The following is a 25,323-nucleotide window of genomic DNA, read 5'->3' on the forward strand; positions in this document are numbered from 1 at the left end:
CTTGCCGGCCCGACTCTCGGCGAAGTCGTAGACGACGATGCAGCGGTTCTCGAATTGACCCGTGCAGTAGCTCCACAGATAGGCCCGGTGCGTTTTGCCAGCACCGGGGTCAAGCATGGCCACACACCCCAGGGTGGAAACTATTGGACGCTGTTTACCCTGGGAATCTGGAAAGTTTTGCACGCTGTTTCACAGGAAAGGTCGGCAGCCGCTCCGTATCCGTCCGGCCAACCCATCTTGAATCAGCCCATCCGGTCTGTGAGTATTCCGGTCGTGGACATGCGCGGCGGCGCTGAGGCCGCATTGGCGCGGGTGGTCCATGTCTTCGGCCCCGCGCGGCCTCACCACGCCTATTTGTTCGCCAACCGCCGCGTCAATCGAATGAAGGTGCTGGTGCACGACGGCATCGGGGTGTGGCTGGCGGCGCGGCGATTGAACGTCGGCAAGTTCGTTTGGCCGCAGGAAGGCGATACGTTGGCTCTCACTCGCGCGCAACTGGATGCCTTGGTGTTGGGCCTGCCGTGGCAGCGCATCGGTGAGGCCGGCGTTATCAGGGTTTTGTAGTTAGGAAGTAGGTCAAGACCTTCAAGGCCCGCTGCAAAAAAACCAAGTCATTTTGGTCATGGCAGCACCGCCGCAGGCAGGGCTTATCCATAGGTGCCGGTGATGTTCAGTTCTACAGGGATCTGCACAAAGCCAGAGTTCAAGGCCGTCATCTCAGCTGAAAGGCTGTACTCGGGCACCATGCGCTGCAGTTCCGCCAGCATCGCCCTCGCGCTGCCCCGATCACTGGCCAAGCGCAGGGCACTCAACATAGCGTCCAAAGCTATCGGCTCTATGAAACGCTCATGCGCACGCAAGATGCGAGGGTGTTCGCTGAACGCGGCCCCCTCACCAATGAGCAACTCCTCAAACAGCTTTTCGCCTGGCCGCAATCCAACGCACTGAATTTCAATCTCGCCCATCGGCCTATCTGCGGTCTTCTCCGTCAAGCCGGACAAGCGAATCATCGTGCGAGCCAAATCGATGATTTTCACGGGTTCGCCCATGTCGAGCACAAACACCTCACCACCTTTGGCCATCGCACCGGCCTGTATCACTAACTGAACGGCCTCGGGAATGAGCATGAAATATCGAATGATGTCGGGATGGGTGATGGTGATGGGGCCACCTTCCCGAATCTGCCGCCTGAACAAAGGCACCACGGAGCCTGAAGAGCCCAGCACATTGCCAAACCGCACCATCGCAAAACAAGTGCGTGCACCGACCCGTTGCGCGGCCGCTTGAAAGATCAACTCCGAAGCCCGCTTTGAGGCCCCCATGACATTGGTGGGTCTGACCGCCTTGTCGGTGGAGATCAAAATACACATCTCCACGTCACCATCGGCGGCAGCCCTCGCCACATTGAGCGTTCCAATGACGTTGTTGCGCAAGCCTTCCCGCAAGTTGGCTTCGACCAGCGGCACATGTTTGTAGGCCGCAGCATGGTAAACGGTCTGAATGCCATGCCTGCGTATCGTCTCCCTCAGCAACACCTCATCAAGCACCGAGCCCAATACAGCTTGCACTTGCTCAGCTTGGGCCATTTGCTGCAGTTCTTGATCGATGCTGTAGAGCAAATACTCGGAATGATCGAGCAGCACCAAGCGCGCGGGGCCTTGCGTCAGAATTTGTCGGCAAAGCTCACTGCCAATCGACCCGCCAGCACCGGTGACCAAGACGCACTTGCCTTCGATGTTTCGCGCAAGCAAGCCATGGTCCGGCGGCACGGACTCACGCCCAAGCAGATCCATCACATCAACTTCGCGGATGTCAGAAACCCGCACCTGACCCGATACCAAGTCAACCAGACCGGGCAGCATCTTGACCGGCAAACCCGTGCCTTCTAGGCGGGTGATCAAACGCCTTCGTTCGGCAGCGGCCATCGAGGGAATCGCAACCACAATCTGCTGCACATCGAGTCGTCGCAGCGCTTCGGCGAAGGCTGCGGGAGAGTAGACCTTCATGCCAGCCACGGTCTTGCCAAACAACTCGGCTCGGTCGTCGAAGAAGCAAACCGCTTTGTACTCCGGGCTGAATTTCATGCTCAATGAGAGCTGCACACCGGCACTGCCGGCCCCATAAATGGCCATTCGTATTCTGGGGCGACCATCGAAACGCATTGCTTGTCGCAAGATAGCCCGGGCGAAAAACCTCGACAGGATCACATAGAGGGACGCCGTGAACCAAAAGATCAATACCGAAGACCGAGGCACGGCGCGATAGTCCAGCACATTCGCCAAGGTAAAGACCAACACAACCACGATCGCCAAGGAAAGGCAGCTGACCCACACCACCAGCAGGTCCATGTAGCGCACCACCGAGCGGTACAAGCCTGCCGCACCGAGCACCGGCAAGCTCAGCAGTGCGAAAACAATTTGAGCGCCCAGAGCTTTATCGAGTGCCGGCTCCACGGAACCGTAACGAAGCACCACGGCTGCGATCATGCACAAGGGCAAGAACAAGGCATCTGCGCCAATCATCACCCACATCTTGGTGTTTGGATGCAGTGAGACCAGCTCTGTAACCAGCCGCCGACCTAGCCCCGGGGCTTGGCGCTCGGGCGGAGTGAGCTTTGATTCAGTGGCTAGCATTGAAGATCACTGTACGCACGACATCGATTGCCCGTTGGATCGACTGATCCGAAAGGCTTGGGTGAACCAAAAAAGCAAGACTCGTCTCACCGAGCTCACGCGCCACGGGCAGCCGCGCCGACGGGCCCCAGCCTCGATCCACGAAGGCTTTTTCAAGATAGATTTCACTGCAAGAGCCTACCGAACACGTCACCCCCGCAGCGTTGACCTCCGCATTGATGCGATCCCGACTCCAACCCGGCGCCAAACACTCAGGGCGAACAAAGGCATAGCACCTGTAATTGGCATGGCCCACGCCTTCTGCCACGGTCGGTACGCGCAAGCCCGGCAACCCACGCAGTCCCGCCTCAAGGGTCTCGGCCAGATACCGCCTACGGGCGGACCACGCTGGCAGCTTGGCCAGTTGCATACGGCCAACGGCCGCCTGCATCTCAGTCATGCGGAAATTACTGCCAAAAGACTCACTCAACCAACGAAAGCCCGGCGGATGCTGGCGGTTGAAAACAGCATCGAAACTTCGGCCAATGTCCTTGTAAGACCACGCGCGTTGCCAAGCTGCTTCGTCATCCAAGACCAGCATGCCCCCTTCGCCACAGGTCGTGATGATCTTGTCTTGGCAAAAGCTGAATGCGGCCGCATGTCCAAATGATCCGACCGGACGGCCTTTCCAAGTTGCACCATGGGCCTGCGCGCAATCTTCGATGACGACCAAGCCATGCTCCTGCGCCAGCGCCATGATCTCGTCCATCGGGCAGGGCCAACCCGCCAGATGCACGACCATGATGGCCCGCGTGGCCGGCGTCAAAGCTGCGCGCAAGGTCGCAGCGGTGACGACCTGACTATCACGGTCCACATCGGCGATCACCGGCCTGGCACCGCGCAACACCGAGCAGCCTGCCGACGCAATATAGGTTCGAGCGGGCGTCAGCACATCGTCGCCGGTGCCGATACCAAAAGCGTACAGAGCCAATTCAAGCGCGAGCGTGCCATTGGCCACGGCGATGCCATGCCGCCGTTGAGTGGCCGCCGCATACTCCTGTTCAAACGCTCGACCCTCCCCGCCCGTCCAATAGTTGACCCGTCCACTGCGCATGACCTCGGCCACCTTGGCAACCTCGTCCTCTGCAAAAAATGGCCAATGCTCGGATGCGGTGGCCATCCCCGCCGGCGGCAGATTTTGTTTGGGCGCCGCCAAGTCCGAATTCCGAAAAACAGCTACTTTATTCAGCATAGTTTGTTCATTTTTTTGGCTGGTACGCCAACCACGGTGATCCCAGAGTCAACGTTGCGAATGACTACCGCGCCTGCGCCGACAGTGGCAGCGGCCCCTATCATACAAAGAGGCAAGATGGTCGCTCCGATACCGATCCAGGCTGCCGCACCGACTTTGACCGCGCCACCCAACAAAGCCCCCGGGCAAACATGCGCACCATCGGAGATTTCGCAGTCATGTTCAACCACCGCCCTTGTATTCACAATCACAGCGTCGCCAAGTCTACAGTCCGGATTGAGCACCGCTCCAGCACACACAACCGTACCTACGCCGATCTTCGCTGAGGGGCTAATGATGGCATCTTGCCAGACTCCGAAAACGGCTATTTGTTGTCGAGTTGCATAGGCCGAGCCGGATTACCCACAACGGTTGCGCCAGGTGCGACGTTTTTTGTAACAACAGCCCCCATTCCGACTACAGCGCCACGCCCTATAACTAAAGGTTGGCCGGGCTTCCCTTGCCGCAAAATAGCGCCTGTCCCTATGTATGCATGGTCTTCGATCACAACGTTACCATTGCACTTCACGCCCGGGGCAAAGGTTACGAAATCGCCAATTACACAGTCATGCGCTACGTAACTGTAAATATTGGCATGAAACTGTCGGCCTACTTTTATATTACTGGTCAAGGTCACAAACGGGCTTAATACTTCTCCAGGGCCAATCGCCACCTCATCCATTACCACCACGTTGAGCGCCCGCACAGAAAAAAACTCGACTTTATCATTCAAGCAACGCGCAGCCAGTACTTCTCGAATAGAGCTATTGGCAATTGCCAGACAAACATGATGAGAAACCGCCGATTCACTAAGCCACTCAGCATAGCTAAGTACGCGATGACCATTCATCTGAGAGGCGGGCGGGTTGTCGTCAACAAAAACCAAGTCCCAAGGCTGCTCCATGGTTTGGTGTAGCTGCTGGCGCATAAGGGGTAATACTTCACGACCAAACCCGCTGGCTCCAAAGATGGCAAATCGCTTCATAATTTACTCTCTGTAAACTCGCTAATCGATGCAACTAAGTCAGCTACCACCCGCAGCCGCGTGCACCCATGACAACGAGGCGACTCACCTTGTACTGGAGCCAGTGAATGGATTGGCGGTCTCGACACCCGGTGCAGAGATACCGTCTCGGCGCAACACCCGCTGAAACGTCAGCAAAAGTATTCTGACATCCAAGCAAAACGACCGGTTGTCGACATACCACACGTCGAGTTCAAACTTTCTCTCCCAGCTGATGGCATTACGCCCGTTCACCTGAGCCCAGCCGGTGATGCCAGGGCGAACCTCGTGCCGGCGAGCCTGCTCGGCTGAGTACAAGGGCAAATACTCCATCAAGAGTGGCCGCGGACCCACAAAACTCATGTCGCCTTTGAGCACATTCCACAATTCAGGAAGTTCATCCAGGCTGGTGGCGCGCAGAAAACGACCATAGGCAGTGAGGCGTACGCCGTCGGCCAATAACCGCCCATCCGGCCCACGTTCGTCTGTCATGGTTCGGAATTTGAACATCTCGAAGGGCTGGCCGAATCGCCCTGGGCGGGCTTGCCGAAAGAAGACCGGGCTACCGAGCTTGCGCCGAATCTGCCACATCAAAAAAAGCAGGGGCAAGCAAAGTAGCAGCAGCGCAAGGGTGGCCAAAAAACAATCAAGAATTCGCTTCATATTTAGCTAGCTAGCAAAATTTCGATACAAATTGGCAGCCAAAAACCCCAGACTAACACGAACTATTCCCGGCGGCCAAACGCGCAAATATCGTTCCGAATTTAGCCACACCAACCTGCAAGGCTAGGTTATTTGAGTAATAACTCTTGCCTCGACCACCCATTTCCTCCAAATCATCCAAAGGCATCGACGCAAACCGGTCCGCAGCAGATGCCAATGCTTCGGCATTTTCTGACTCGACCACTAGCCCGCAGTCCGCCCTGGTCACTAGCTCTGCAGCATCCCCCTCAACTGCCATTAATAATGGCTTACTTACCGCCATATAGGCTTGAGTCTTAGAGGGGATGGTGACTTCGAACAGCGGATCTTTACGCAAATGTACAAGCAACACATCTGATGCCTCCAAAAAAACGCCAACTTCAGCCATTGGCACAGGAGGGAAGAAAACAATATTTCGCAGAGATAACTCTTTGGCTTTAAATTCAAGCCTCTCCACATCAACCCCGCCACCCAACATAACAAAAGTCACACGCGACTGACGAGCCTGTAACAAAGCAGCAGCATCCAAAACAGAGTCGAGCGCCTGCGCCCGCCCCATATTCCCAGCAAAAACAATTCGAAAACGCTCATTTCCAGGAAAGTTGCTAGGGATATTTCCTTTTGGAGCGGACAAGGCTGTCTCATCGGCCCAGTTGTAAATCACATCCACCTTGGAAGAACTGACTCCACGCTGCTCTAACAGAGTTTTAAACCCTGGGGACAAAACTACAATATGATCCACTCGCCGATAGACCCACTTGCAAACCAACTGGACAACGTTCAATGCGCGCGCGCTGCTAACCATGCCTGTAGAACGCAAGGTGTCGGGCCACATATCCTGAATATCATACACAACCGGGACGCCGCGAAAAAACCGCACCAAACTAGCAACAACACCCACAGTTAAAGGTGGATGATAGGCATAAATAACATCCGGTCGTTTTGCCATAAACAAGCCATAGAGCAACGCGGAAAAAGAAAAGCTGACGTAATTCACTACTCTTTTAAGCGCCGAAGGGCCGTGATTTGGGTACAACGGCACGCGCGTCACCTGTATGCCATCGACAATTTCTCGCCGCAACATACTAACCCGATAACCCGGATAAATTTTCCCGCCTGGGTAGTTAGGAAACCCAGTTACCACTTCAACATCAAAGCCCTGCCGAACCAACTCACGAGCAAACACCAGGCCTTTGAATGTCGGCTCTGGATCAAACCACTGCGTCAACAGAAGTATCCGTATCGGCATACCTTAGTACCTTCTCCAAACTACGCGATTGACGTAATCCGTATAACTATGAATCACGCGAAGTACTTTGTCAGAAACATTCGGCACACTATAATCTTGCACTTGGCGAATACATCTTTTCTCGCCTCGCGACTGATTTTTTAAAATCTCTAAGGCCTGGCGGATTCGCTCAACATTTAGTCCCACCATCATGACCGACCCCTCCTCCATACCCTCCGGACGTTCATGTGCCTCGCGCAAATTGAGCGCTGGAAAGTTCAAAATAGACGATTCTTCAGTAATAGTGCCGCTATCCGACAGCACAGCACAGGCGCGCATCTGCAGATTCACATAATCATGGAACCCGAGTGGCTTTAACAAGCGAACTTGGGGATGAAAACTCACACCCTTGGCGGTGATTCTTTTCTGGGTGCGCGGATGAGTTGACACGATGACCGGCAGACCATGGTCCTCCGCCAACGCATTGAGCACTTCGCACAATTTTGCGAAATTCGCATCAGAATCAATGTTCTCCTCGCGGTGAGCACTGATGACGAAATAACGATTTGCTTCCAAACCCAGACGCTGCAGCGCATCTGAGGTCTCGATCTGGGGCCGATAGTGACTTAACACCTCAAACATCGGACTGCCAGTTTTGATCACCTGATCAGGCGGCAGTCCTTCACGCAACAGATACTCGCGGGCGATATCGCTGTAAGTGAGGTTGATGTCGGCAGTGTGATCAACGATGCGGCGGTTGGTCTCCTCAGGCACGCGTTGATCAAAGCAGCGATTGCCGGCTTCCATGTGGAAGATAGGGATCTTGCGGCGCTTGGCGGGAATCACGGCCAAGCAGCTGTTGGTGTCGCCGAGCACCAGCATGGCTTCAGGCTGGGTTTCTTCCAGGGCCTTGTCTACCGCAATGATCAAGTTGCCAATGGTTTGGGCCGCATTGCCGCCGGCACTGTTGAGGAAGTAGTCGGGCTTGCGCACCCCCAGGTCGTCAAAGAAAACCTGGTTGAGCTCGTAGTCATAGTTCTGGCCGGTGTGCACCAGCACATGGTCGCAATGTTCATCCAAACGGGCCAGTACGCGTGACAAGCGGATGATCTCGGGGCGGGTGCCGACGACGGTGACGACTTTTAGCTTCTTCATGCTTGGCTAACTTTTTGGGCGACGGTGTCGGGCTGCTGGCGGTCGAAAATCTCGTTTGCCCACAGCATGACGATCATCTCGTCGTCGCCAATATTGGTGATGTTGTGCGTCCAGCCCGGCACTGTCTCGACGATGCGGCCCTCGCCACCCTGCGTGACGATCTCATGGGTTTCGTTGCTGACGATGTGCCGAAAGCCGAAATGTGCCTTGCCTTTGATGACCAGGAACTTCTCGGTCTTGCTGTGGTGGTAATGCTCGCCGCGAGTAATGCCAGGGTGCGCGGTGAAATAGGAGAACTGCCCGCAATCGGGCGTCTTCAGCATTTCAACGAATACGCCGCGCGGATCTTCGTAGCGAGCCACCTGGTAGTCGAAGGCCTCAACTGGCAAGAAGCTGACATAGGTCGAGTAGAGCGCGCGTGTCAAACCGGTGCCCACGCGCTCGCTGACCATGCTGTCGCGGCTGTCGCGGAAGGCCTGGATTTGGGCGCCCAGTTCGCCGACCGTGGTTTCGTATTCGGGGCCTGCGTGGCACAGGCCTGAAGGCGCGTTGGCATCCCCGAGCAATGCGCAGAAATGGCTCAGCACATCGTCGACATAGACCAAGCGCAAGGGTGCGTTGGGATCATTGATGGTGATAGGGAGTCCGCGTGCGATGTTGTGGCAAAAGGTCGCAACGGCGGAGTTGTAGTTCGGGCGGGACCACTTGCCAAATACATTGGTCAAGCGAAACAGGTAGACGCCGACGCCGTAACTTTGCCCATAAGCAAACAAAGCATCCTCGGCTTGGCGCTTGCTCAGGCCGTAGGGGTTGCCATACAGTGCCTGTGTTGACGAGGAGTAAGCCACGCGGGGTTTGCGCTCTAGGCTGGTCATCGCCTCGCAAAGCATGCGGGTGAATGAATGATTGCCCTGATCGAACTCTGAGGCTTCTTTAGGACGATTTACTCCGGCCAGATGGAAGACGAAATCGACGCCGTTCAAAAGGGCGCGCAAACCTTCGGGCTGAATATCGTGCGGGATCAACACTTGATCTGTGAACGCCATTTCCTGCAGCCGAACCTGCAAATTGCTGCCGATGAAGCCGCGAGCTCCGGTGATTGCGATGCGCATATCAGTCCTCCGCGTGAACGACTTCGCCGTTGGCGATGCGCCGCATGTAGTCCAGCTTCAGCAACAAGGTCTGCATGGCAGGGCCATCAAGACGCTCCGTGTTGTGAGAGTTGTAGTCTTCGCTGGCACTGATGTTGATCTCACCCTGCTCGACAAACTTGCCATAGTTGAGGTCGCGGCCGTCCGGCGACACGCGGAAGTAAGCACCCATATCCTCCGCCGCAGCGCGCTCTTCGCGGCTGAGCAGCGCTTCATAGAGCTTTTCACCATGACGCGTGCCAATGACGCGAACTTCATGACCCTTGCGATTCATCAAACCCAGAATGGCGTGAGTCAGCACCTGAACCGTTGCTGCAGGTGCCTTCTGCACAAAGATATCGCCGTTGCGGCCATGCTCAAATGCATAAAGCACCAACTCCACGGCGTCATCCAGCGTCATCATGAAGCGGGTCATGGCTGGATCGGTGATGGTGATCGGCTTGCCCGCCAAAATTTGCTCGACGAACAGCGGGATGACCGAACCACGCGAGGCCATCACATTGCCATAGCGCGTTCCACAAATCACGGTTCCCGTGCCCTCAAGATTGCGCGAAGCCGCGACCATGACCTTCTCCATCATGGCCTTGGAAATTCCCATCGCATTGATGGGATACACCGCTTTGTCGGTGCTGAGGCAGACCACGCGCTTCACGCCAGCCGTTACGGCGGCCTCCAACACGTTTTCTGTTCCCAGCACATTGGTGCGCACGGCCTCCATCGGATGGAACTCACATGAAGGCACTTGCTTCAGCGCGGCGGCATGAAAGCAGTAGTCAACGCCGCGCATGGCTGCAGCGACGCTGCGGATGTCACGCACGTCGCCGATATAGAACTTCAGCTTGGGGCTGCCATATCGCTTGCGCATATCGTCTTGCTTTTTTTCATCGCGACTGAAAATACGGATTTCACCCAAGTCGGAATCAAGAAAGCGGCGCAGCACGGCATTGCCGAAGCTGCCAGTCCCGCCGGTGATCAGGAGAGTCTTATCTTTGAACATAGTGCGAATTCGGCATTGTGTATGTGTGTAGTAGCGCAGCGCAGAAAAAATCGTCCTTCTGCTGCGGAGAGAGGTAGTTAATCAGGAAAACTCGATATTTCCATTTGAATACGAAACACTGCCAACCGCGGACTCGATACCCCGAACACGCCAAGCACCGCTATGCCATCAGCAAGCCAGCCCGCAGAGGACGGTCCGCCGCACTTCTAGAGGTGGGCGCAAGTAGCGACCAAAGTCAATCTCTATGCGACTCGCCCGGAGATCGTGAGCGCCAGAATATATCATAATATCAACAGCACCGGTCCATTGCAATAACAGTGGAAATACAATGGGGTACCGAAATCTATTCTTCGTAGAGATATCGGAAACACTTTTCAAATTTTCACCCCCCAATATCTCAATCGAAAATATATACAAATGTTGCCATGCCAGGCTGCATAAATACTGTTTTCAAGGTCTATTTTTCGGTCCCTGAGCCCCTCCCCCCCCTTGCCTGCATCAAAAAATTGCTTACAGCTTGTTCTACGGGGTCAGTATTTTCCGGGCAAGGTGCCTCACACTGCATTTTAGCAACCTGCTAAGGCCTCGGGCCTAGAATGGCGGGGCTTTGTTGTGAAATACTGTAAACTATTAATTTAATATAAACTGAATGTATAGCGGGATACCGATCAACTACTTTCAAGAGCGAGTATCTAAGACTTCAAAGAAAATCTAGCGCTTTGCTACCCAAAACATTGAACCGCAAGACCGATCTATGCAGTCGATGCCTTTCAACTACAGACGCTCTAGTTTGGTCCAACGCCCTGAAAAGCAACCACGGCATCATCGATTACCGCCGAAAAAGGGCCCTATTCGCCGCCAACGCATCAACATCTTGAGTTTGGGAATTTGCAAATTTTTGGCACTCCTGCCGCAAATGCGCCCACTTCACATCATCAAACAACGCGGCCTCCTCTAGCGCCTGGACGAAATCCGCCGGCACATCGAGAGATATGTCCCAGCCCAACTTTCGCCGCTCCAAATCGCGCCACGGCGTCTGATCGCTGACGAGCACTGGGACGCCGGCTGCCCAAGCCTCCAAAAAAACATGGCCAAAATTCTCACCGAGTGTCGGCAAGAAAAAAACATCGTGTTTTGCCAAAGTAGTAACAACCTGTTCATGAGGAACACTACCAGCATAAGTAACTGTAATGTGCTTTGGCAGTTCATCGATAAGATTTTTACACAATCGCCAATAGTCTGGATCTTCCAGCGGGCCATAGATGGTGAAACGCATCGGTACGCTGACGTGAGCCAATATATTCAATGCAAAACCCAAATTCTTCTTCGGCGACAAGCGCGAAAGGAAGCAAACACTTAAACACCCTGCACCTCTCCCACCGCAAGCGCTAGAAATACCACCATTTAATAGCCCACTACTTAAGAGGTCGGCGGCAACCAACATATTGGAAGCCTGAACGATACTTCCCGCCTCAACTTCAAACGTCCTTTTTATATCGACAGACTCGAAATCAGTGGATGCATGCCAAATTACATCGCGATAAATGCCAAAATGCCGCGCCAATTTTATATAAACAGATTTCTTCCATGACTTCAGCTTAAGCGCACCAGACGAAAACTCCCCGCGCGGAGCCAAAACGACGGGCTTTCTCGCCGCCAACCTTAGCCACAAAATAAATAAAGGTAAAATTGAAAATTTCACACCAAAAAAACTATTCAAATACAAAATATCATACTTTATTTCGCGAAGCAGTCTTATTAAATTCAGGAACGAACCCACTGAGGGACTCGCATAGAAAACCTTTGAAGGACCAATCTCGTTCCATGAATCAACATTGACATTCTCGTAAGACCGTTTGTCATCGAGATCCCGATCCGAACTGACGATTAGAAACTCAAACTCATCTGACAGACGGGCCACCATATTTTCGATGCTTCGAATAGGCCCGCCACCACGGTAACCGGGCACATAAAACGCCGCAAAAACCAATACAATTGGCTTCACTGATTGGGGCACCGGATTTCCTCACTTAAGTCTGGTCGTAAAGTATGAATAACTTTACGAATGCACGAACTCCAACTATGGCTGGACCGCATAAGTTCGTGGAGGTTTCGAATACGATCGGGACTGATCATTTCGACAGCTGCGGTCAAAATTGATTTCAAATCAGAAAGATCGTCCGCAACAACACATAAATGCGCACGCAAATCCTCAGGTATTGCATGAAAGTCATTCACCACAACTGAGCCAGGCGCACAAAGGATGTTAAATAGCTTAGACGGAAAGAAATAGGCCTCGTTGAGCCCCAAACTATACCGCAAGCAAAAGTTCCAACTCGCCCTTAACTGCCAAGCCAATACGACTCGTTCGGGTTGAAATCCATGGAAAACAATGCTCTCAGACTGCATCGCGACCTGTCGAACGTGTCGCTCAAGAGACCCTCGACCAAAAACATGCAATTTTTGCTTTATGCCACAAGCCACCCATTGGTCTACCAAAATATCAATGCCGTTGTGGGGTTCAAGAGCTCCAGCAAATACGCCGACTTCCTCCAACCTCTGTTCTGAGCCTTTCATCATTTGATCTGCAAAATCGGTAATTCCGCCCTGGAAGACAAAGCACTTTCTGGGCAAGAAGTTAAAGTCGTCAATGATTGCCGAACTGATCGGCACTATCATGTCAAAGCGTTTGGAGAGGACCAGCGAAGTACGCTCTGCGAGTGCCCGGAGCCCACTTTTAGACAGTTGCGCCTTCCCGCTCTCTATGTGTATGTCCTGGATAAAAATTGCCAATGCACTGCCACGGCGACACAAACGAAAGAGCAGAAGCGCGATATTTTCAAAGACATAGGAGTTGTACTGCAGACATAACTGAGGCCGAACCACCAACAGACGCATTAGTAGCCTCAGTGCGAATATCAAGTGTTTAAGTACGGGCAAGTTCAGGTATCCGATAAATTCGATAGCTCCCTCGGTCCGAGACGGAGCGATGAATGCGCCACGCGGCCAAAATGCCTGAGGTGTCATGACAAAACAGGCGGCCTGTTCAACGCCGCACTGCTGGCGGATATCTTGGAAAATTTGTCGCTGAACCTGGTTGCCAGCAACTGAACTGGCCTGCTCGAGTTCCTGAGATAAAGGCGCGAAATGCCCAACAAATACGATTTTCATGATACGACCTCAGGCAGCAAAGGGGAATCTGCGCCTTCGATAAGCGCCCTAAGGGTCGAGCGGCGTGTCTCCCAAGTGTTTTCTTGGGAGACACGCCGTCGGCGAGCAGCATAGGCAGCCGAGTCCTCCTCAATTGCCCGCAGGCACAAAGAGAGAAATTCATCGTGCGTGGCGGCACGATAAATCAAACCAGATTCGACCAGCTTCAGGTTTGGCATCCACGTCGTGACGACAGGTCGCAAAGCGCTGAAATAGACGAACATTTTGTTAGGCAACTCCATCACCGCCGCTTGCTCTGCAGTGCGGTAGTGATACGGAACAATGAGCACTTCGTAGCGAGCGAGCAAATCGACTGCCTGCTCTGCAGCTACTGCAGGCAGGACATCAAATCGCTCTGGAAAACGCTCTTGCAGCCCTGCGATCAGATGCGCCGTTCCGATTACAGGCCCGATCAGGGCCACATACCAACCGTTGTTGAGTAAGAAAGTCAGTAAGTCAAAATCAATTCGCCAATCAATGTAGCCAAAGAAGCACACCGAACGCTCTAACCTCTCGCTATTTGAGAAGTGATCAAGCGGCAATACCTCGCAGTTGTGGCCAGGATACATGACGTGTACCGGCTTGCCGTGTTGCGAGAGCTTTCGCGCAATGACTTCAGAAACACTGACGACACGGTCGCACAAAGCTATTGCGCGGGCCTGGTCGCGCAAAATGATTTTTCTGGCAAATAGACTCCCTGCCATTGATGCGTGATCATCATTAGCTACATAGATTACCGGAACATGTTGGAAACGAGCAAGTAGAGTTGGATAGTTTGATGTAAAACAGAACACTGCGCTGATATTCGCCGTGTCGACCAATCGCCGGCCCAGTTGCCACGCCAGTATCCGCTCGTAAGCCAACCGGAGCGCGGGGAACCGTAAAAATAGGCGCAAAGGCACTGGGGGGCCGGCCAAGCTTATGACCCGAATACTGCCATCCATTCGGTCAGTATTGCATGCTGGCTTGCGTAAACCAAACGGCAGCGTCACATAGACGATGTCAGAGTCTTGGGACAACACCTCAGCAAGCTGCCTGCGTAGCCGTTTTGGTTCGTCCCACGGACTAACAGTCAGCAAGAGCACGGTTTGCCTAGCAACATTGGACCTGTTCACGAAGTCAACTTTCGAGCCATTGGGTAAGTGTTCAAGGAGTTTCTTTGGCTGGTTTTGGTCCGAGCCGTATCAATCTGTCCAAGCAACGTAAAAAGCAACAAGTACATCGGAAACAGACGATAGTCGTCTATTACTGTATTTATTAAAAATGGAATCAGGAATACTCCGAATAGCAGCACCTGTGTCCGCCGACGAGGGTATACGAAATACAAAATCATCGGCAGAGCGAATACGCCGTATGCAAGGTTAAGGCGAATAAGGTCTGAGTGCGGCCGAAACTCCGATCCCGCACGTTGCAAGTGGTAGCCCGACCCAAAGGGCAGGAGATTCAGATTTTGCAGAAAATATGCGTACTTGCCAGCGCGACCGCCGCCCAGTTCATCCTCCTGCTCGAAGCGGCCTTCGAAAACAGCGTAGGCTGCAGAAATCTCCTCGCTGAAAAGGATGGCGAGCAACCCAACAAAGAGGCCAATGAACAAAATTATGCGAACTTTCTTACCCTGTGGTGCGGGAGACCCGTACATCAAAAAAGAGAAAATTAAAAGCAAGGCGAGGAAAGCACCTCGCGACTGCGTTGCCACAACAGTGATCGTCGCGAGCGTCGCGCAAAAAAAAGTCCACCTGATGTTGCGCTCTATCGACAGGTAGGCAACGAGAGTGAAGCATAAGAAGAAGCCAGCCGTGTTCGGGTCGGAGAAACAGTACGCGAACCGAAGAGTAGATATGGCATCCTCCAATTGATTCTGCATTTCGGGGTAGATGAAGGTAGCTATTTTTGTGTAAAGCCCGGAATCCCAAAAAAACAAAAGCATTGCGAAAAAAACCCATATATAAAAGGCCCGAAGCACCTTCACGAGCTTAGGTCTAATCATAGGTAAATCTACGCGGTAGAAAAAGAATAGAAGAATGGTTAAGAGCTGGAATACTCGTTTGAGGCTCTCGTTTGGCATAAAAATGCTGTCAAATATGGTGCCGTAGGTCACGCAAAAAAACATTGTTGCGCTCAGAGCGCTCCAGCAAATCACGCCGCGCCACCTTAACCGCTCCCGAACGAGACTACCAATGATGATCAGTAAAGAAATCGGGATACCAAAAGCGAATAGCAATCGCGGAAGAAACAACAAATCGATAAACACAAGGACTGCCAGCGCTGTCGTCAGATGTTTCTTCTCTCGCCGAGGGCAATCATGCATAGGTTGAGTCCAAAGTCATCGAGCCAAGGTTTCGTTTCTAGGAGGCCGCCACATCCCCGCGACGCAGGACAGCAATATTCACATTCCCTTCAAACAACGTAGAGACATGCAAGAGCTGAAGAGTCGGGCATTCACGCTGCAGGAACGCTTTCCAGCTCTCAGGACTCCAAAAATTGATATGTTCGATAAGGCTATCCACCCGTCCATTTGGAACCGTCAAGATCAAAATACCGCCCGAACGCGTCGCGGCCTCCAACTGCGCAAGCGCCTTGTGAGGAAACTCCAAGTGCTCAAGCACCTCCGTACAGAAAACCACATCGAAAGTACTTGGTACTGTGTGATAGATATCGTGAATGGTGAAGGACGAGCCGCAGAACTTCTTGCGCGAGTACTCGATAGCTTGGGCGGAAAAGTCATAGCCATGGAGCGAACCGGGCTTGAAGTTCTTCCGTATTTCACTGAGCAGATACCCTACACCACAGCCGACATCGGCTACATCTTTGCCGTTTAGAGTAAGCCCCTGCTCCTTAAGATAACGGACAACACCCTCGTAAAACGAGACTCGTTCCGGGCTGTAGTAGTCTTCGACTGCCGATGTGTCTTTATAAAATGAATCATACAGAGTGACCGAATTTTCTTCGTGCGGCGACAATTCTCCTGTGTTGAAGTACTTCGCGGCGAGCGGCTTGGGGCTAGCGATGCGGGAAACCTTTAACCCAAAAAACTTGAAAAAATTCCTTATTGAACGCTTCAACAAAGGCGATGTTTCTCTCATATCTATTGAACTCAATTAGTGTTGATGAAGTACATTTAATTTTGCGGTTGCGGCGTTGCAGCTCAGTATGGAAAAGAAATTCTGTTATTCAATATCCGCGCGAGGACTCAACCAACGCGATCCTCCAGCCATAAGCGAGGTACATGGCATAGATGGAGCTATTGATAACAACGATCAGTCTCAATGCCACCCACGGATCACCGAGCGACCAACCAATCACCATCGACGCCAGCGACGATGCAGCGAACATCAGCTGCCCGATTAAGTCGATCTTCATACGGTTCCGCACGTAAAGACTCGAGGAGAGCGGCGAGGCGAGCAGTCGTATGAAGTACAGCGGCGAGAGGGCTTCCGCGATTTGACCCGCTGTACTCCACTGGGCACCGAAGATCGTCATGAAAATAGCCTCGCCAAAGATCATCATTGGCACAAAAATTCCGGTTGCGGGAACTAGTAGCAGGAAAAAAGTGCTCGAATATTCCTGACTGAATCCACCTGTTGTAGCGGCAAGTTTCGTAGCCCTAACTCGAAATACAGACCCTATAGCGCCCCCAACTGTATTCAGCGGTGCGAGCAAGACACGATCGACGAGGACGTAGAAGCCCAAGAATGAGGAACCAAAACATGCGCCGAGAAGCAGCGTAGGCAGTTGACTACCCAAGACTCCGATTAACGAAGAGGGAAGATCGACGCGCGGATAGTTAATATACCTCTTGGCGACCACCACCAATCGGCGTCGTGATACACGTGGCCACAACGGCAGGCCGGACATGGCCCACGTCATGGTCGCTACGATAAAGAGCGCAGCCAAAGAGGAGAGCAACAAGCCCCAAACCCCAAAGTGCAGCCAGCCGAAGGCTACCGATAGCGCGGCGGAAATCAATGATCCGGCTATACGAGCAGCGGCAATGTCGCCATATCGCGCATTGCGAAGCAAGTAAACGGTATAGCCCGTTTGCACCGCGGTAAGGAATACTCCCAATGGCAACACCCACAACCACGGACGACCAAACTGCTCACCTAACACGCCTGGCGCAATTTGTGACCAGCCAATGAGCAGGGCAGCACCAATAGGAAGCACAGCAAGAGAGATCAGAACTACCAAAGCAACTAGGGCCCGTGCAATGGCGTCGCTGCGCGGAGTAATTACGGCGGAGTCGTAACGGGCGGAGGAAAGCAAGGCCAGCACCGCAATCGCCGATGTGTAAAGCGCGTATGAGCCCCATTCGTCCGCCGCGTAAATACGCGTGAGAACCGGGCTGACGAGTAGGCTAATCGCCTGGGCAGCCATCGACCCGGTTAACAGAAGTGAGGCGGCTCCAAGGCGACCACGCAAGAAAAAGCCTAGCTTGCTCAAAAGAAGATCAGATACCGCATTGGGATTTAACGCTCATAACGTTCTAACCCCCAACAGACAAACCAGCAAGGCGCCTGAATTGCCCATAGAACATCATGAAGCGATTCCATGCCTCCCTTTCTGAGGGATAAAGTGAGTGCGGCTGCGTTGGTCGAGCAAGATATTCCTGCAAATTCGTCGATGTCCAACCCATCTTTTTTAGGAAATAGGCTTTGTCAGCCTCCAGCTCCAGAAGAGTGGGATAAGGTATTTGTTCAATCATGGCAAGCGCCTCGTTGCGCCCCATTTGACCACTGACGACTAGTGCGCTGAGGTGGACTCGACGCTTGTCCACGCCAAACTTCTGAGGAAGAATGTAGCCTTGATAGAAACGAGTGAACACCGACTCGTAGTGCTTGTAGGGGTAGGGCTTGTAATTGAAATTCAGTTGCAGGTCGACCAATGCGGAGGCCTTGGTATAGTCCAAGTAGTCTAGGAAGGACACCCAACGATACCGCTGTACAGTCTGGTACCAGAAGTTCCTAAAAGCTCCTATAGCCGGGAAAGTCGTCAGCTTCGGGCCATCAAAGCGCTTTGAGATGCCTCGGATATTCCTCGCATCAAACTTGAACCAATTCCAGTCAGAGGGAATCCGTAACCCCTCTGTGGCTTGGTTTGTACCGGCCAGAATGTACTTTACTTTACGCGAAACAGCCTGCTCATAATTAACCGCCAACATAGCATTGTCGTATAGCAATTCCACGTCAATTACGTCGGCGTCAAAAAACGTTTGCATCAACCCACGGTACTCGGACCAGTCAATAACATGAGTATACAAGTCTACATCAAGTTTCTTAACCAAGTTTTCGATGTTGCTCTGGGCTAATTCCGAGTTCCAGCCATTGTCCATATGGACGGCGAGAGGGCGTAACCCGAGCCGCTTAGCCTGAACTAGAGTCCATGAACTGTCGAGCCCCCCAGAGACACCGACAATGCAATCGTAAGGCTTTCCGCGCCCTTGCGATTTAACGTTCGCGATAAACGCATCTAATGCGAATTGCTGAGCTTCCGGCGGCCGAGCAAGGAGTTTCCCAACACTCAGGGAAAACTCTGTGCAATAGTTGCACAGGCCACAGGAATCGAAGCGGATATCGCTTACGCTGGTATCCATCACACAGCGGGTGCAAATACGGTAAGATTTCATCATTATTTATGAGCCCTCCCCAAGAACGGCATCAATTTCGTCCGAACTTGGATAAGTTATGAGCACGGCCCTATGTGGTCCATGGTAGACAAAAAAGGCACCTGCGGCCACTGCACAGGCACCACTACGGAGGCCGTTCGCGATATCCGCAAGTTTGCCAACACCACCAGAAGCAATAACAGGCACCTCGACTTGTTGGGCGATGTCCCGAATTAGTTTGAGGTCCATCCCAGCCATTTCTCCGTCACGATCAACGGAGTTTATGAGTATCTCGCCTGCGCCTGCCCGCACTACGCGCGCAACGTAATCTTGCCAACTGCAGGTATGGTATTTTCCTGCTGAAGCTGAATAGAGCCGACGGCGCCCGAGCCAGTCGGTCTTGATATCAATAGAAGCAACCACGCTTTGGTTACCGAACTGCTTTGCAAGATTACTGACCAAATCAAGTTCAGCTAATGCACCAGTTTGGATGCTAACCTTCTCGACACCGAGTGCGAATAGTCGCCGGGCCTGTTCGACGGTTCTAATCCCTCCACCGTAGCACAAAGGCATAAAGCACTCAGCCGCGAACTGTTCGATCAGGGTGTAATCGGGACCTCTACCATCCCTACTCGCATCAATGTCGAGCACGATCAACTCGTCGACCTCTTTCTCATTGAAGATGCGAATCGCATTAATCGGATCGCCTACGTACTTCGGATTTTTAAAATTTCGTGTTTTGACCAAACCGCCGCGGCGCAGCAGTAAACAGGGAATAATGCGTTTTCGTAGCATGATCAAAGATCGCCAAAACGCTTCATCAGCGCCATTCCGTACCTGTGACTCTTCTCGGGATGGAATTGAACCCCGTAAAGATTGCCGTGACTAAATGCCGCAACGAATTCATGACCATGGTTAGATGTCGCTACTATGTCGTTCGGTTCCCGGCAATGCACATAGTAAGAATGGACGAAGTAGTAACGCTGACGCACATCGTCGAGAGAAACCACTCGATCTTCTCGAGTTAGTTTGATCGTGTTCCACCCCATATGTGGCACTTTAAGATTTGGTTGGTCAGAAGGGATCTGGAACTTGCGGACATCGGCGTCTACCCAACCAAGTCCGAGCCGATTGCCTTCCTCACTTCTACAACACATAAGTTGCATGCCCAAGCAAATGCCGAGTATTGGAACTCGATTTTTCAGGGCAGCTTCAGCTAGCGCTCCAGTCAGCCCAGCTGCTTGCAACTGAGTCATTCCGTAATCGAAGGACCCAACTCCTGGAAGCACTAGTTTGCGTGCTGCTAACACACCCGTAGGGCAATCTACAAATTCAGTTTCCTGTCCGAGCGCGCGAAACATATTAGCGATCGAATTGATGTTCCCCGACCCGTATGAGACGATTGAGATCATTAAGCTTCCATTCAGGGCGATTGCACAAATATTTCTGCTAAATAGCAGGCTTAGTTCCTGTACCGTAAATTAATCATGGATACCTCAACAATGCTGCATGGAGAACAGGGTTTCACGGGACGCGACACTCTTGGCAACTTCCATTCGTTTGATTCCGAAACTGCTTTGCTGGACTTGTCCTGCTTAATCAAGTTCGATGCAATGCGCCGCAGGATTTCAACCTTCTGCTGACTGTCACCGCTGCGAATGCGGCAATTGTCCTCGCTGAAGCTCATGTACTCGTCCAAGAGGGAGGGGCAGTAGCGACCACGCGGATCCTCCAGCGCCGCAAAACACCTCAAAAATCTCAGTGCGGCTGCTTGTTGTTCTGTGTTCAACGACAGCTTCTGTCGCTTACCATGCGCCGCCCATTTGCGGTCACGTCTAATTCAAAAATTGCCACTCGGCATCATGCAATCACCATGAGCTTCCTTCGTGTTCAAGGTGCCGTTCCCGAATGCAGCAATTGACGAGGCGACGTACTCTATCTGCTCATGGGTCATTTCTGGGAAGATCGGCAGCGACAAGATGCGGCTCTGGTCGTGGTGTGCGTTCGGGAAGTCCGACGGCTGGTGACTTAGAGACTTGTAGCACGGCAGGAACGGCAGCGCGACTGGGTAGTTCACCACAGTCTGGATGCCCCTGGACTTCAGGTGCGCGGCCAGCGCGTCGCGGCGCTCGTGCCGGATTACGTACAGATGCCAGACCGGCTCCCGGCCTTGCGCGACCACCGGGAGTCGAACGCCGGCAATGCCCGCAAGGCGCTCCTGATACACCGCAGCCAGTTGCTGGCGGGCGTGGGTCCAATGGGTCAAATGACGTAACTTGACCGATAGGATGGCGGCCTGCAGACCATCCAGTCGGCTGTTGATGCCTTCGATCTGGTGATCGCCCTTGGTCAGGCCGCCGTGGCGTGCGAACATGGCCATGCGCCGCGCCAGATCGGCATCATTGGTCGTGACGGCACCTGCATCGCCCATCGCGCCGAGGTTCTTGCCGGGGTAGAACGAAAACGACGCAGCATCGCCGAAGGTGCCGACCAATTGGCCCTTGTAGCGAGCTAGGTGAGCTTGAGCGCAGTCCTCGAGCACCCAAAGACCGTTTGGCCGGGCCAGGGCCATGATGGAGTCCATGTCTGCTGGTTGGCCGAAGAGGTGCACCGGCACGATGCCCACGGTACGCGGGGTGATCAGCGCGGAGATCTTGGTCGGGTCGATCGTATGGGTGTCCGGGTCGGTGTCGCAAAAAACGACCTTCGCGCCCAACTGAGAAATCGTCTCGGTCGTGGAGATCCAGGAGTGCGCTGGGGCGATGACCTCGTCTCCCGCCTTGACGCCGAGCGCGTGCATCGCGATATAGAGCGAGTCCGTACCGTTAGCGCAGGACACGCAGTGCTGCGCGTTCATCAGTTCGGCGAAGGCTGACTCGAAGCGCTCTACGAAAGGACCACGAATGAAGGCCGACGTGCGGATGACCTCGGCGATTGCTTCGTCAATGTCCGTCTTGATCGTCAGGTACTGCGCGTGTAGATCCGAGAAGGGCACGTAAACGTCATTGATTGCCATGGTTGGGTGGGTCCTCTGAATGCATGGGGCGCAGGAGGCGCGCCGGATTTCCGACGTAGAAGCCAGATTCTGAAATGTCGCGGGTCACGACGGCACCGGCACCAATAACGACGTCATCGCAAATGCGCACGGGCATGATCGTCGCGTTGGAGCCGATCGACACCCGGTCGCCGATATTGGTTGACCGCCAGAGTTCCTGGCGGCCACGCGCAGGACAGCCAACGGCAAACACGTCATTGATGAACATGACGCCGTGGCCAATGAAGCAGTCCTCGCCGATGGCGACCAACTCGCAAATGAAACTATGCGATTGGATGCGCGTACGCGCACCGACGGTGACACCCTTCTGTATCTCGACAAACGGGCCCACGAAGCATTGGTCGCCGAGTTCGCACTCGTAGACGTTGGCTGGTGCAACAATCTTCACACCACTTCCGCAACGAACGTCCCGGATTGCCGCGTTCAGCACCGCGGGTTTAGCGTCCATATCAGCACATTCCCAGTTTGCTGTGCACTGTCTTCAGGGGCAACTCGACTTCCCGACCACTGGCCATCGACTCGTAGAGCGCGGCTACCAATTCCAGACTGACGCGGCCTTCGTGTCCGTCCACCAGAGCTTGCTCTCGTCCTTCGAGTACCGCGACGACATGTTCGTAATACGCTTGGTGGCCGAAGCCATAGACATTGGGTGGATTGACCGAAAAGCGGTCCATGACCTCGCTGTCCTCGGGCTTGGAATCCACGAAATTCCAGTGGCGTATCTTGTTAACGGCGAATCCGCCGATCTCCACGGTGCCGCCGGATCCGAGTACGGACAACGATCCCTCAAGGTCCTTTGGCCGGGTGGCATTGGTCGCTTCGACTATTCCCACTGCGCCGCTACGGAACTTGATCGTTGCGACTGCCGTGTCTTCGGCCTCGATGTCCACTAGCGCCCGCACCCCGCGAGCGTGGATGCTCTCGACGGGGCCCATGAACCAGCCCAACATGTCCACGTGATGGCTGGCCTGGTTTGCAATAACGCCGCCGTCTTGAGCCCAAGTGCCGCGCCATGCGTCTTGAGCGTAATAGCTTTGGTCCCGACACCAGCGAACCCGCACCGTGCCGAGCACGAGTTGGCCGAAACGGCCGCTGTCCAACGCCTCACGGGCCTTGACCACCGGCACGTTGAAGCGATTCTGCTTTACCACCAGCAGATGCACCTTGTTGCGTTCGGCTGCCGCAATCATCGCGTCTGCATCTTCAAGCCGTAGCGCCATTGGCTTCTCGACGATGACATGCTTTCCGGCATTGGCCACCATGATGGCGTGCTCGGCATGCATGCCGCTGGGCGTAAGCACCGCTACTGCGTCAATGTCCTTCATCGCCAGCATGCCGTTGATACTGTTGAATCCAGGAACGCCGAAGCGTTCAGAGAACGCCTTCAGTCGTTGAGGCTCAATATCGCAAACCGCCGCGAGGCAGGCGCCGACAATCTGGCCGGTGCCGAGCAATTCAGCGTGACGCTTGGCAATGCGGCCGCAGCCGATGATAGCGATACGAATCATGGTCTTCCAATACAAAAATATTCAAGGCCTGCTTCTCTGGCTTGAGTAGGGTCAAAAATATTGCGTCCGTCGAAAACGATCGGGGTCAAGAGCTTTGACGTAATCGCATCAAGGTCTGCACTTCGGAACTCTTTCCATTCCGTTACAAGCACTAACGCGTGGGCACCTTCCAGAGCCCGCATCGCGTTGTCAGAGAATTGCATCGCTTCAGAAATACTGATAACTCGACGGGCCTCTTGCGACGCTGCTGGGTCGTAAGCGGATATGGTTGCTCCGGCATTGAGCAAATAGCGAATTAGCACGAGACTGGAAGCTTCGCGCATATCGTCAGTATTGGGCTTGAATGCCAGCCCCCATATTGCGAAATGCCGACCCACCAAATTTTCACCAAATCGCTCTGATATTTTCGCGGCAAGCACATGCTTCTGTGCCTCGTTCGCTGCTTCGACAGCGCCAAGCACTCGGAGTGGGACTTGGTGGTCCGCTCCGATTCTTATTAAGGCTTGGACATCTTTTGGAAAGCAAGAACCACCGTACCCGCAACCAGGGTAAAGAAAATGTGTACCGATGCGTGGATCTGCGCCTATGCCGCGACGTACTTGATCAATATCTGCACCAACTTTCTCGGCCAGCATGGCCAGTTCATTCATGAAGCTGATACGAGTGGCGAGCATCGCATTTGCTGCATACTTCGTCATTTCGGCAGAGCGCGAATCCATCAACATTAGTTTGGTATGGTTGCGCTCGAAAGGTGCGTAGAGGCGTTTCAACGTATCGGTGGCAGCTGTATCCTCCGAGCCGATAACGATTCGATCTGGGCGCATGAAATCTTCTATCGCCGCGCCCTCCTTTAGAAACTCAGGATTCGATACTACAGCGAAATCCAAGTCTAAACCTCTGCCACTCAAAGTATCCTTGATTATTTGAGAGACCTTGGCCGCAGTACCGACAGGTACGGTACTCTTGTTCACGACGATGCGCGCGTCATTCATCATTTCACCGATGGCACGGGCAGCTGATAGTACATACTGGAGGTCCGCCGAGCCATCTTCACCGCGGGGTGTTCCAACTGCAATGAATTGCAAGTGACCGTGTTGAACGGCCAATTCCACATCAGTCGTAAACCGCATCCGGCCAGCCGCCACATTAATGCGCACCATGTCACTCAAGCCGGGCTCATAAATTGAAATTTCACCGGCTTTCAGAGCGGCTATTTTCTCGATATCAATGTCAAGGCAAAGTACGTCGTTACCAATGTCCGCCAAACATGCTCCGGTGACGAGCCCAACATACCCACTTCCAATAACTGTTACTTTCATAAAACTATTCCTCCCTACATGAGTATCTATTCGTTGTAGTCGTAAGCCTTGAAGCCTGCCATCTTGACAAAGTTGTGGTGCCGATCCGAGGTGTAGTCGGCCTCGACCAATTCGCCAAACGTGGCGGGGGCATACAGCCAAGCTTCTCATTGGCTTTGGTCGGATCGCCAAGCAGGGCTTCGACTTCGGTAGGCAGGGTAGTCCAGCAGAATGCTATCGTCCCGGAACTCACTCGAGGCCAGAGCGGCGATGCCACGTCGCACCGCCTGCCCAATCGCTTTAAGCTTCGCCGACTACAGCGCCCCATAGTTAGGCACTTCGGGGCACTGCCCCACAAAGCGCAGCGCCCTTCACCGCACATGACATGGTCTGAATAAAGTTCGACTGCGAATGGTGACATGATCACTCGAGACCCGGCAGGTACGCAGTTACATTGCATGCAACAGGACTCAAGGCCGGAGTCAGGATAGGAATTGAGACCACCCACATC

At 53.5% G+C, this 25,323-nt stretch carries 23 protein-coding genes and 1 pseudogene; 1 reads left to right on the plus strand and 23 read right to left on the minus strand.

Translation table 11 applies throughout. The features are described 5' to 3' along the window. A pseudogene (locus LNV07_RS09085) lies at positions 1-123 on the minus strand (IS66 family transposase); the annotation flags it as partial. Positions 124-237: 114 nt separating this feature from the next. On the opposite strand from LNV07_RS09085, the gene tnpB reads away from it, so the two are divergent. Further along, the gene (gene tnpB / locus LNV07_RS09090; protein ID WP_263570852.1) at positions 238-564 is read left to right on the plus strand and encodes an IS66 family insertion sequence element accessory protein TnpB; all 327 of its coding nucleotides are present in this window, start codon (positions 238-240) and stop codon (positions 562-564) included. 83 nt (positions 565-647) lie between these two features. On the opposite strand, the gene LNV07_RS09095 is transcribed toward tnpB, so the two are convergent. The 22 genes from LNV07_RS09095 to LNV07_RS09200 form a co-directional block, all read right to left on the minus strand. Then, a complete protein-coding gene (locus LNV07_RS09095; RefSeq protein WP_263570853.1) occupies positions 648-2,522 on the minus strand; it encodes a polysaccharide biosynthesis protein in 1,875 nt (624 codons plus the stop codon). A 97-nt stretch (positions 2,523-2,619) separates the two neighbouring features. Next, complete coding sequence (locus LNV07_RS09100) at positions 2,620-3,792, minus strand: DegT/DnrJ/EryC1/StrS family aminotransferase (protein WP_397545553.1); 1,173 nt, start codon at positions 3,790-3,792, stop codon at positions 2,620-2,622. 436 nt (positions 3,793-4,228) lie between these two features. After that, positions 4,229-4,888: an acetyltransferase gene (locus LNV07_RS09105; protein WP_263570855.1), complete on the minus strand. Its 660-nt coding sequence runs from the start codon at positions 4,886-4,888 to the stop codon at positions 4,229-4,231. 84 nt (positions 4,889-4,972) lie between these two features. Next, entirely contained in the window at positions 4,973-5,569 is a 597-nt protein-coding gene (locus LNV07_RS09110) for a sugar transferase (RefSeq protein ID WP_263570856.1), read from the minus strand. A 52-nt stretch (positions 5,570-5,621) separates the two neighbouring features. Further along, positions 5,622-6,836: a glycosyltransferase family 4 protein gene (locus LNV07_RS09115; protein ID WP_263570857.1), complete on the minus strand. Its 1,215-nt coding sequence runs from the start codon at positions 6,834-6,836 to the stop codon at positions 5,622-5,624. 24 nt (positions 6,837-6,860) lie between these two features. Beyond that, positions 6,861-7,991, minus strand: coding sequence for a non-hydrolyzing UDP-N-acetylglucosamine 2-epimerase (gene wecB, locus LNV07_RS09120; RefSeq protein WP_263570858.1), 1,131 nt, complete (start codon positions 7,989-7,991; stop codon positions 6,861-6,863). Beyond that, entirely contained in the window at positions 7,988-9,103 is a 1,116-nt protein-coding gene (wbjC, locus tag LNV07_RS09125; RefSeq protein ID WP_263570859.1) for a UDP-2-acetamido-2,6-beta-L-arabino-hexul-4-ose reductase, read from the minus strand. The genes wecB and wbjC overlap by 4 nt, the downstream gene beginning before the upstream one ends. A gap of 1 nt (position 9,104) precedes the next feature. Next, positions 9,105-10,139 (minus strand): polysaccharide biosynthesis protein, encoded by a 1,035-nt coding sequence (locus LNV07_RS09130; protein ID WP_263570860.1) that lies wholly within the window; start codon positions 10,137-10,139, stop codon positions 9,105-9,107. 829 nt (positions 10,140-10,968) lie between these two features. Next, positions 10,969-12,156 carry a glycosyltransferase family 4 protein gene (locus LNV07_RS09135; RefSeq protein ID WP_263570861.1) on the minus strand — a complete coding sequence of 396 codons (1,188 nt, stop codon included), beginning with the start codon at positions 12,154-12,156 and terminating at the stop codon, positions 10,969-10,971. Next, positions 12,141-13,310, minus strand: a complete 1,170-nt coding sequence (locus LNV07_RS09140) for a glycosyltransferase family protein (RefSeq protein WP_263570862.1) — start codon at positions 13,308-13,310, stop codon at positions 12,141-12,143. The genes LNV07_RS09135 and LNV07_RS09140 overlap by 16 nt, the downstream gene beginning before the upstream one ends. Further along, entirely contained in the window at positions 13,307-14,434 is a 1,128-nt protein-coding gene (locus tag LNV07_RS09145; RefSeq protein ID WP_263570863.1) for a glycosyltransferase family protein, read from the minus strand. Before LNV07_RS09145 ends, LNV07_RS09140 begins: the two co-directional genes overlap by 4 nt. 26 nt (positions 14,435-14,460) lie before the next feature. Then, a complete protein-coding gene (locus LNV07_RS09150; protein ID WP_263570864.1) occupies positions 14,461-15,657 on the minus strand; it encodes an O-antigen ligase family protein in 1,197 nt (398 codons plus the stop codon). Positions 15,658-15,694: 37 nt separating this feature from the next. Next, on the minus strand, positions 15,695-16,432 hold the full coding sequence (locus tag LNV07_RS09155; protein WP_263570865.1) for a class I SAM-dependent methyltransferase: 738 nt from the start codon (positions 16,430-16,432) through the stop codon (positions 15,695-15,697). A gap of 88 nt (positions 16,433-16,520) precedes the next feature. Next, the gene (locus LNV07_RS09160; RefSeq protein WP_263570866.1) at positions 16,521-17,789 is read right to left on the minus strand and encodes an oligosaccharide flippase family protein; all 1,269 of its coding nucleotides are present in this window, start codon (positions 17,787-17,789) and stop codon (positions 16,521-16,523) included. 43 nt (positions 17,790-17,832) lie between these two features. Further along, the gene (locus LNV07_RS09165) at positions 17,833-18,975 is read right to left on the minus strand and encodes an N-acetyl sugar amidotransferase (RefSeq protein ID WP_318013705.1); all 1,143 of its coding nucleotides are present in this window, start codon (positions 18,973-18,975) and stop codon (positions 17,833-17,835) included. Between the two features lie 3 nt (positions 18,976-18,978). Further along, positions 18,979-19,746, minus strand: a complete 768-nt coding sequence (locus LNV07_RS09170) for an AglZ/HisF2 family acetamidino modification protein (RefSeq protein WP_263570868.1) — start codon at positions 19,744-19,746, stop codon at positions 18,979-18,981. Positions 19,747-19,748: 2 nt separating this feature from the next. Continuing rightward, positions 19,749-20,363 carry an imidazole glycerol phosphate synthase subunit HisH gene (hisH, locus tag LNV07_RS09175; RefSeq protein ID WP_263570869.1) on the minus strand — a complete coding sequence of 205 codons (615 nt, stop codon included), beginning with the start codon at positions 20,361-20,363 and terminating at the stop codon, positions 19,749-19,751. 50 nt (positions 20,364-20,413) lie between these two features. Further along, positions 20,414-20,740 (minus strand): hypothetical protein, encoded by a 327-nt coding sequence (locus LNV07_RS09180; RefSeq protein ID WP_263570870.1) that lies wholly within the window; start codon positions 20,738-20,740, stop codon positions 20,414-20,416. Between the two features lie 51 nt (positions 20,741-20,791). Next, positions 20,792-21,967 (minus strand): DegT/DnrJ/EryC1/StrS family aminotransferase, encoded by a 1,176-nt coding sequence (locus LNV07_RS09185; RefSeq protein ID WP_263570871.1) that lies wholly within the window; start codon positions 21,965-21,967, stop codon positions 20,792-20,794. Beyond that, entirely contained in the window at positions 21,954-22,454 is a 501-nt protein-coding gene (locus tag LNV07_RS09190) for an acyltransferase (protein ID WP_263570872.1), read from the minus strand. The genes LNV07_RS09185 and LNV07_RS09190 overlap by 14 nt, the downstream gene beginning before the upstream one ends. Position 22,455: 1 nt before the next feature. Then, positions 22,456-23,514 carry a Gfo/Idh/MocA family protein gene (locus LNV07_RS09195; RefSeq protein ID WP_263570873.1) on the minus strand — a complete coding sequence of 353 codons (1,059 nt, stop codon included), beginning with the start codon at positions 23,512-23,514 and terminating at the stop codon, positions 22,456-22,458. Continuing rightward, the gene (locus LNV07_RS09200; RefSeq protein ID WP_263570874.1) at positions 23,511-24,833 is read right to left on the minus strand and encodes a UDP-glucose dehydrogenase family protein; all 1,323 of its coding nucleotides are present in this window, start codon (positions 24,831-24,833) and stop codon (positions 23,511-23,513) included. Before LNV07_RS09200 ends, LNV07_RS09195 begins: the two co-directional genes overlap by 4 nt. Positions 24,834-25,323: the final 490 nt, after the last annotated feature.

It is taken from the genome of Roseateles oligotrophus, assembly GCF_025717515.1.
GTDB classification, from domain to species: Bacteria; Pseudomonadota; Gammaproteobacteria; order Burkholderiales; family Burkholderiaceae_C; genus Paucibacter_A; species Paucibacter_A oligotrophus.

Bases quoted from the DNA above. Each gene is read 5' to 3' on its own strand.
- LNV07_RS09095 (WP_263570853.1), bottom strand. From the start codon at position 2,522: ATGATTGGCGCAGATGCCTTGTTCTTGCCCTTGTGCATGATCGCAGCC.
- LNV07_RS09100 (WP_397545553.1), bottom strand. From the start codon at position 3,792: ATGGCCACCGCATCCGAGCATTGGCCATTTTTTGCAGAGGACGAGGTT.
- LNV07_RS09105 (WP_263570855.1), bottom strand. From the start codon at position 4,888: ATGAAGCGATTTGCCATCTTTGGAGCCAGCGGGTTTGGTCGTGAAGTA.
- LNV07_RS09110 (WP_263570856.1), bottom strand. From the start codon at position 5,569: ATGAAGCGAATTCTTGATTGTTTTTTGGCCACCCTTGCGCTGCTGCTA.
- wecB (WP_263570858.1), bottom strand. From the start codon at position 7,991: ATGAAGAAGCTAAAAGTCGTCACCGTCGTCGGCACCCGCCCCGAGATC.
- wbjC (WP_263570859.1), bottom strand. From the start codon at position 9,103: ATGCGCATCGCAATCACCGGAGCTCGCGGCTTCATCGGCAGCAATTTG.
- LNV07_RS09130 (WP_263570860.1), bottom strand. From the start codon at position 10,139: ATGTTCAAAGATAAGACTCTCCTGATCACCGGCGGGACTGGCAGCTTC.
- LNV07_RS09140 (WP_263570862.1), bottom strand. From the start codon at position 13,310: ATGAAAATCGTATTTGTTGGGCATTTCGCGCCTTTATCTCAGGAACTC.
- LNV07_RS09150 (WP_263570864.1), bottom strand. From the start codon at position 15,657: ATGCATGATTGCCCTCGGCGAGAGAAGAAACATCTGACGACAGCGCTG.
- LNV07_RS09155 (WP_263570865.1), bottom strand. From the start codon at position 16,432: ATGAGAGAAACATCGCCTTTGTTGAAGCGTTCAATAAGGAATTTTTTC.
- LNV07_RS09165 (WP_318013705.1), bottom strand. From the start codon at position 18,975: ATGATGAAATCTTACCGTATTTGCACCCGCTGTGTGATGGATACCAGC.
- LNV07_RS09170 (WP_263570868.1), bottom strand. From the start codon at position 19,746: ATGCTACGAAAACGCATTATTCCCTGTTTACTGCTGCGCCGCGGCGGT.
- hisH (WP_263570869.1), bottom strand. From the start codon at position 20,363: ATGATCTCAATCGTCTCATACGGGTCGGGGAACATCAATTCGATCGCT.
- LNV07_RS09185 (WP_263570871.1), bottom strand. From the start codon at position 21,967: ATGGCAATCAATGACGTTTACGTGCCCTTCTCGGATCTACACGCGCAG.
- LNV07_RS09190 (WP_263570872.1), bottom strand. From the start codon at position 22,454: ATGGACGCTAAACCCGCGGTGCTGAACGCGGCAATCCGGGACGTTCGT.
- LNV07_RS09195 (WP_263570873.1), bottom strand. From the start codon at position 23,514: ATGATTCGTATCGCTATCATCGGCTGCGGCCGCATTGCCAAGCGTCAC.
- LNV07_RS09200 (WP_263570874.1), bottom strand. From the start codon at position 24,833: ATGAAAGTAACAGTTATTGGAAGTGGGTATGTTGGGCTCGTCACCGGA.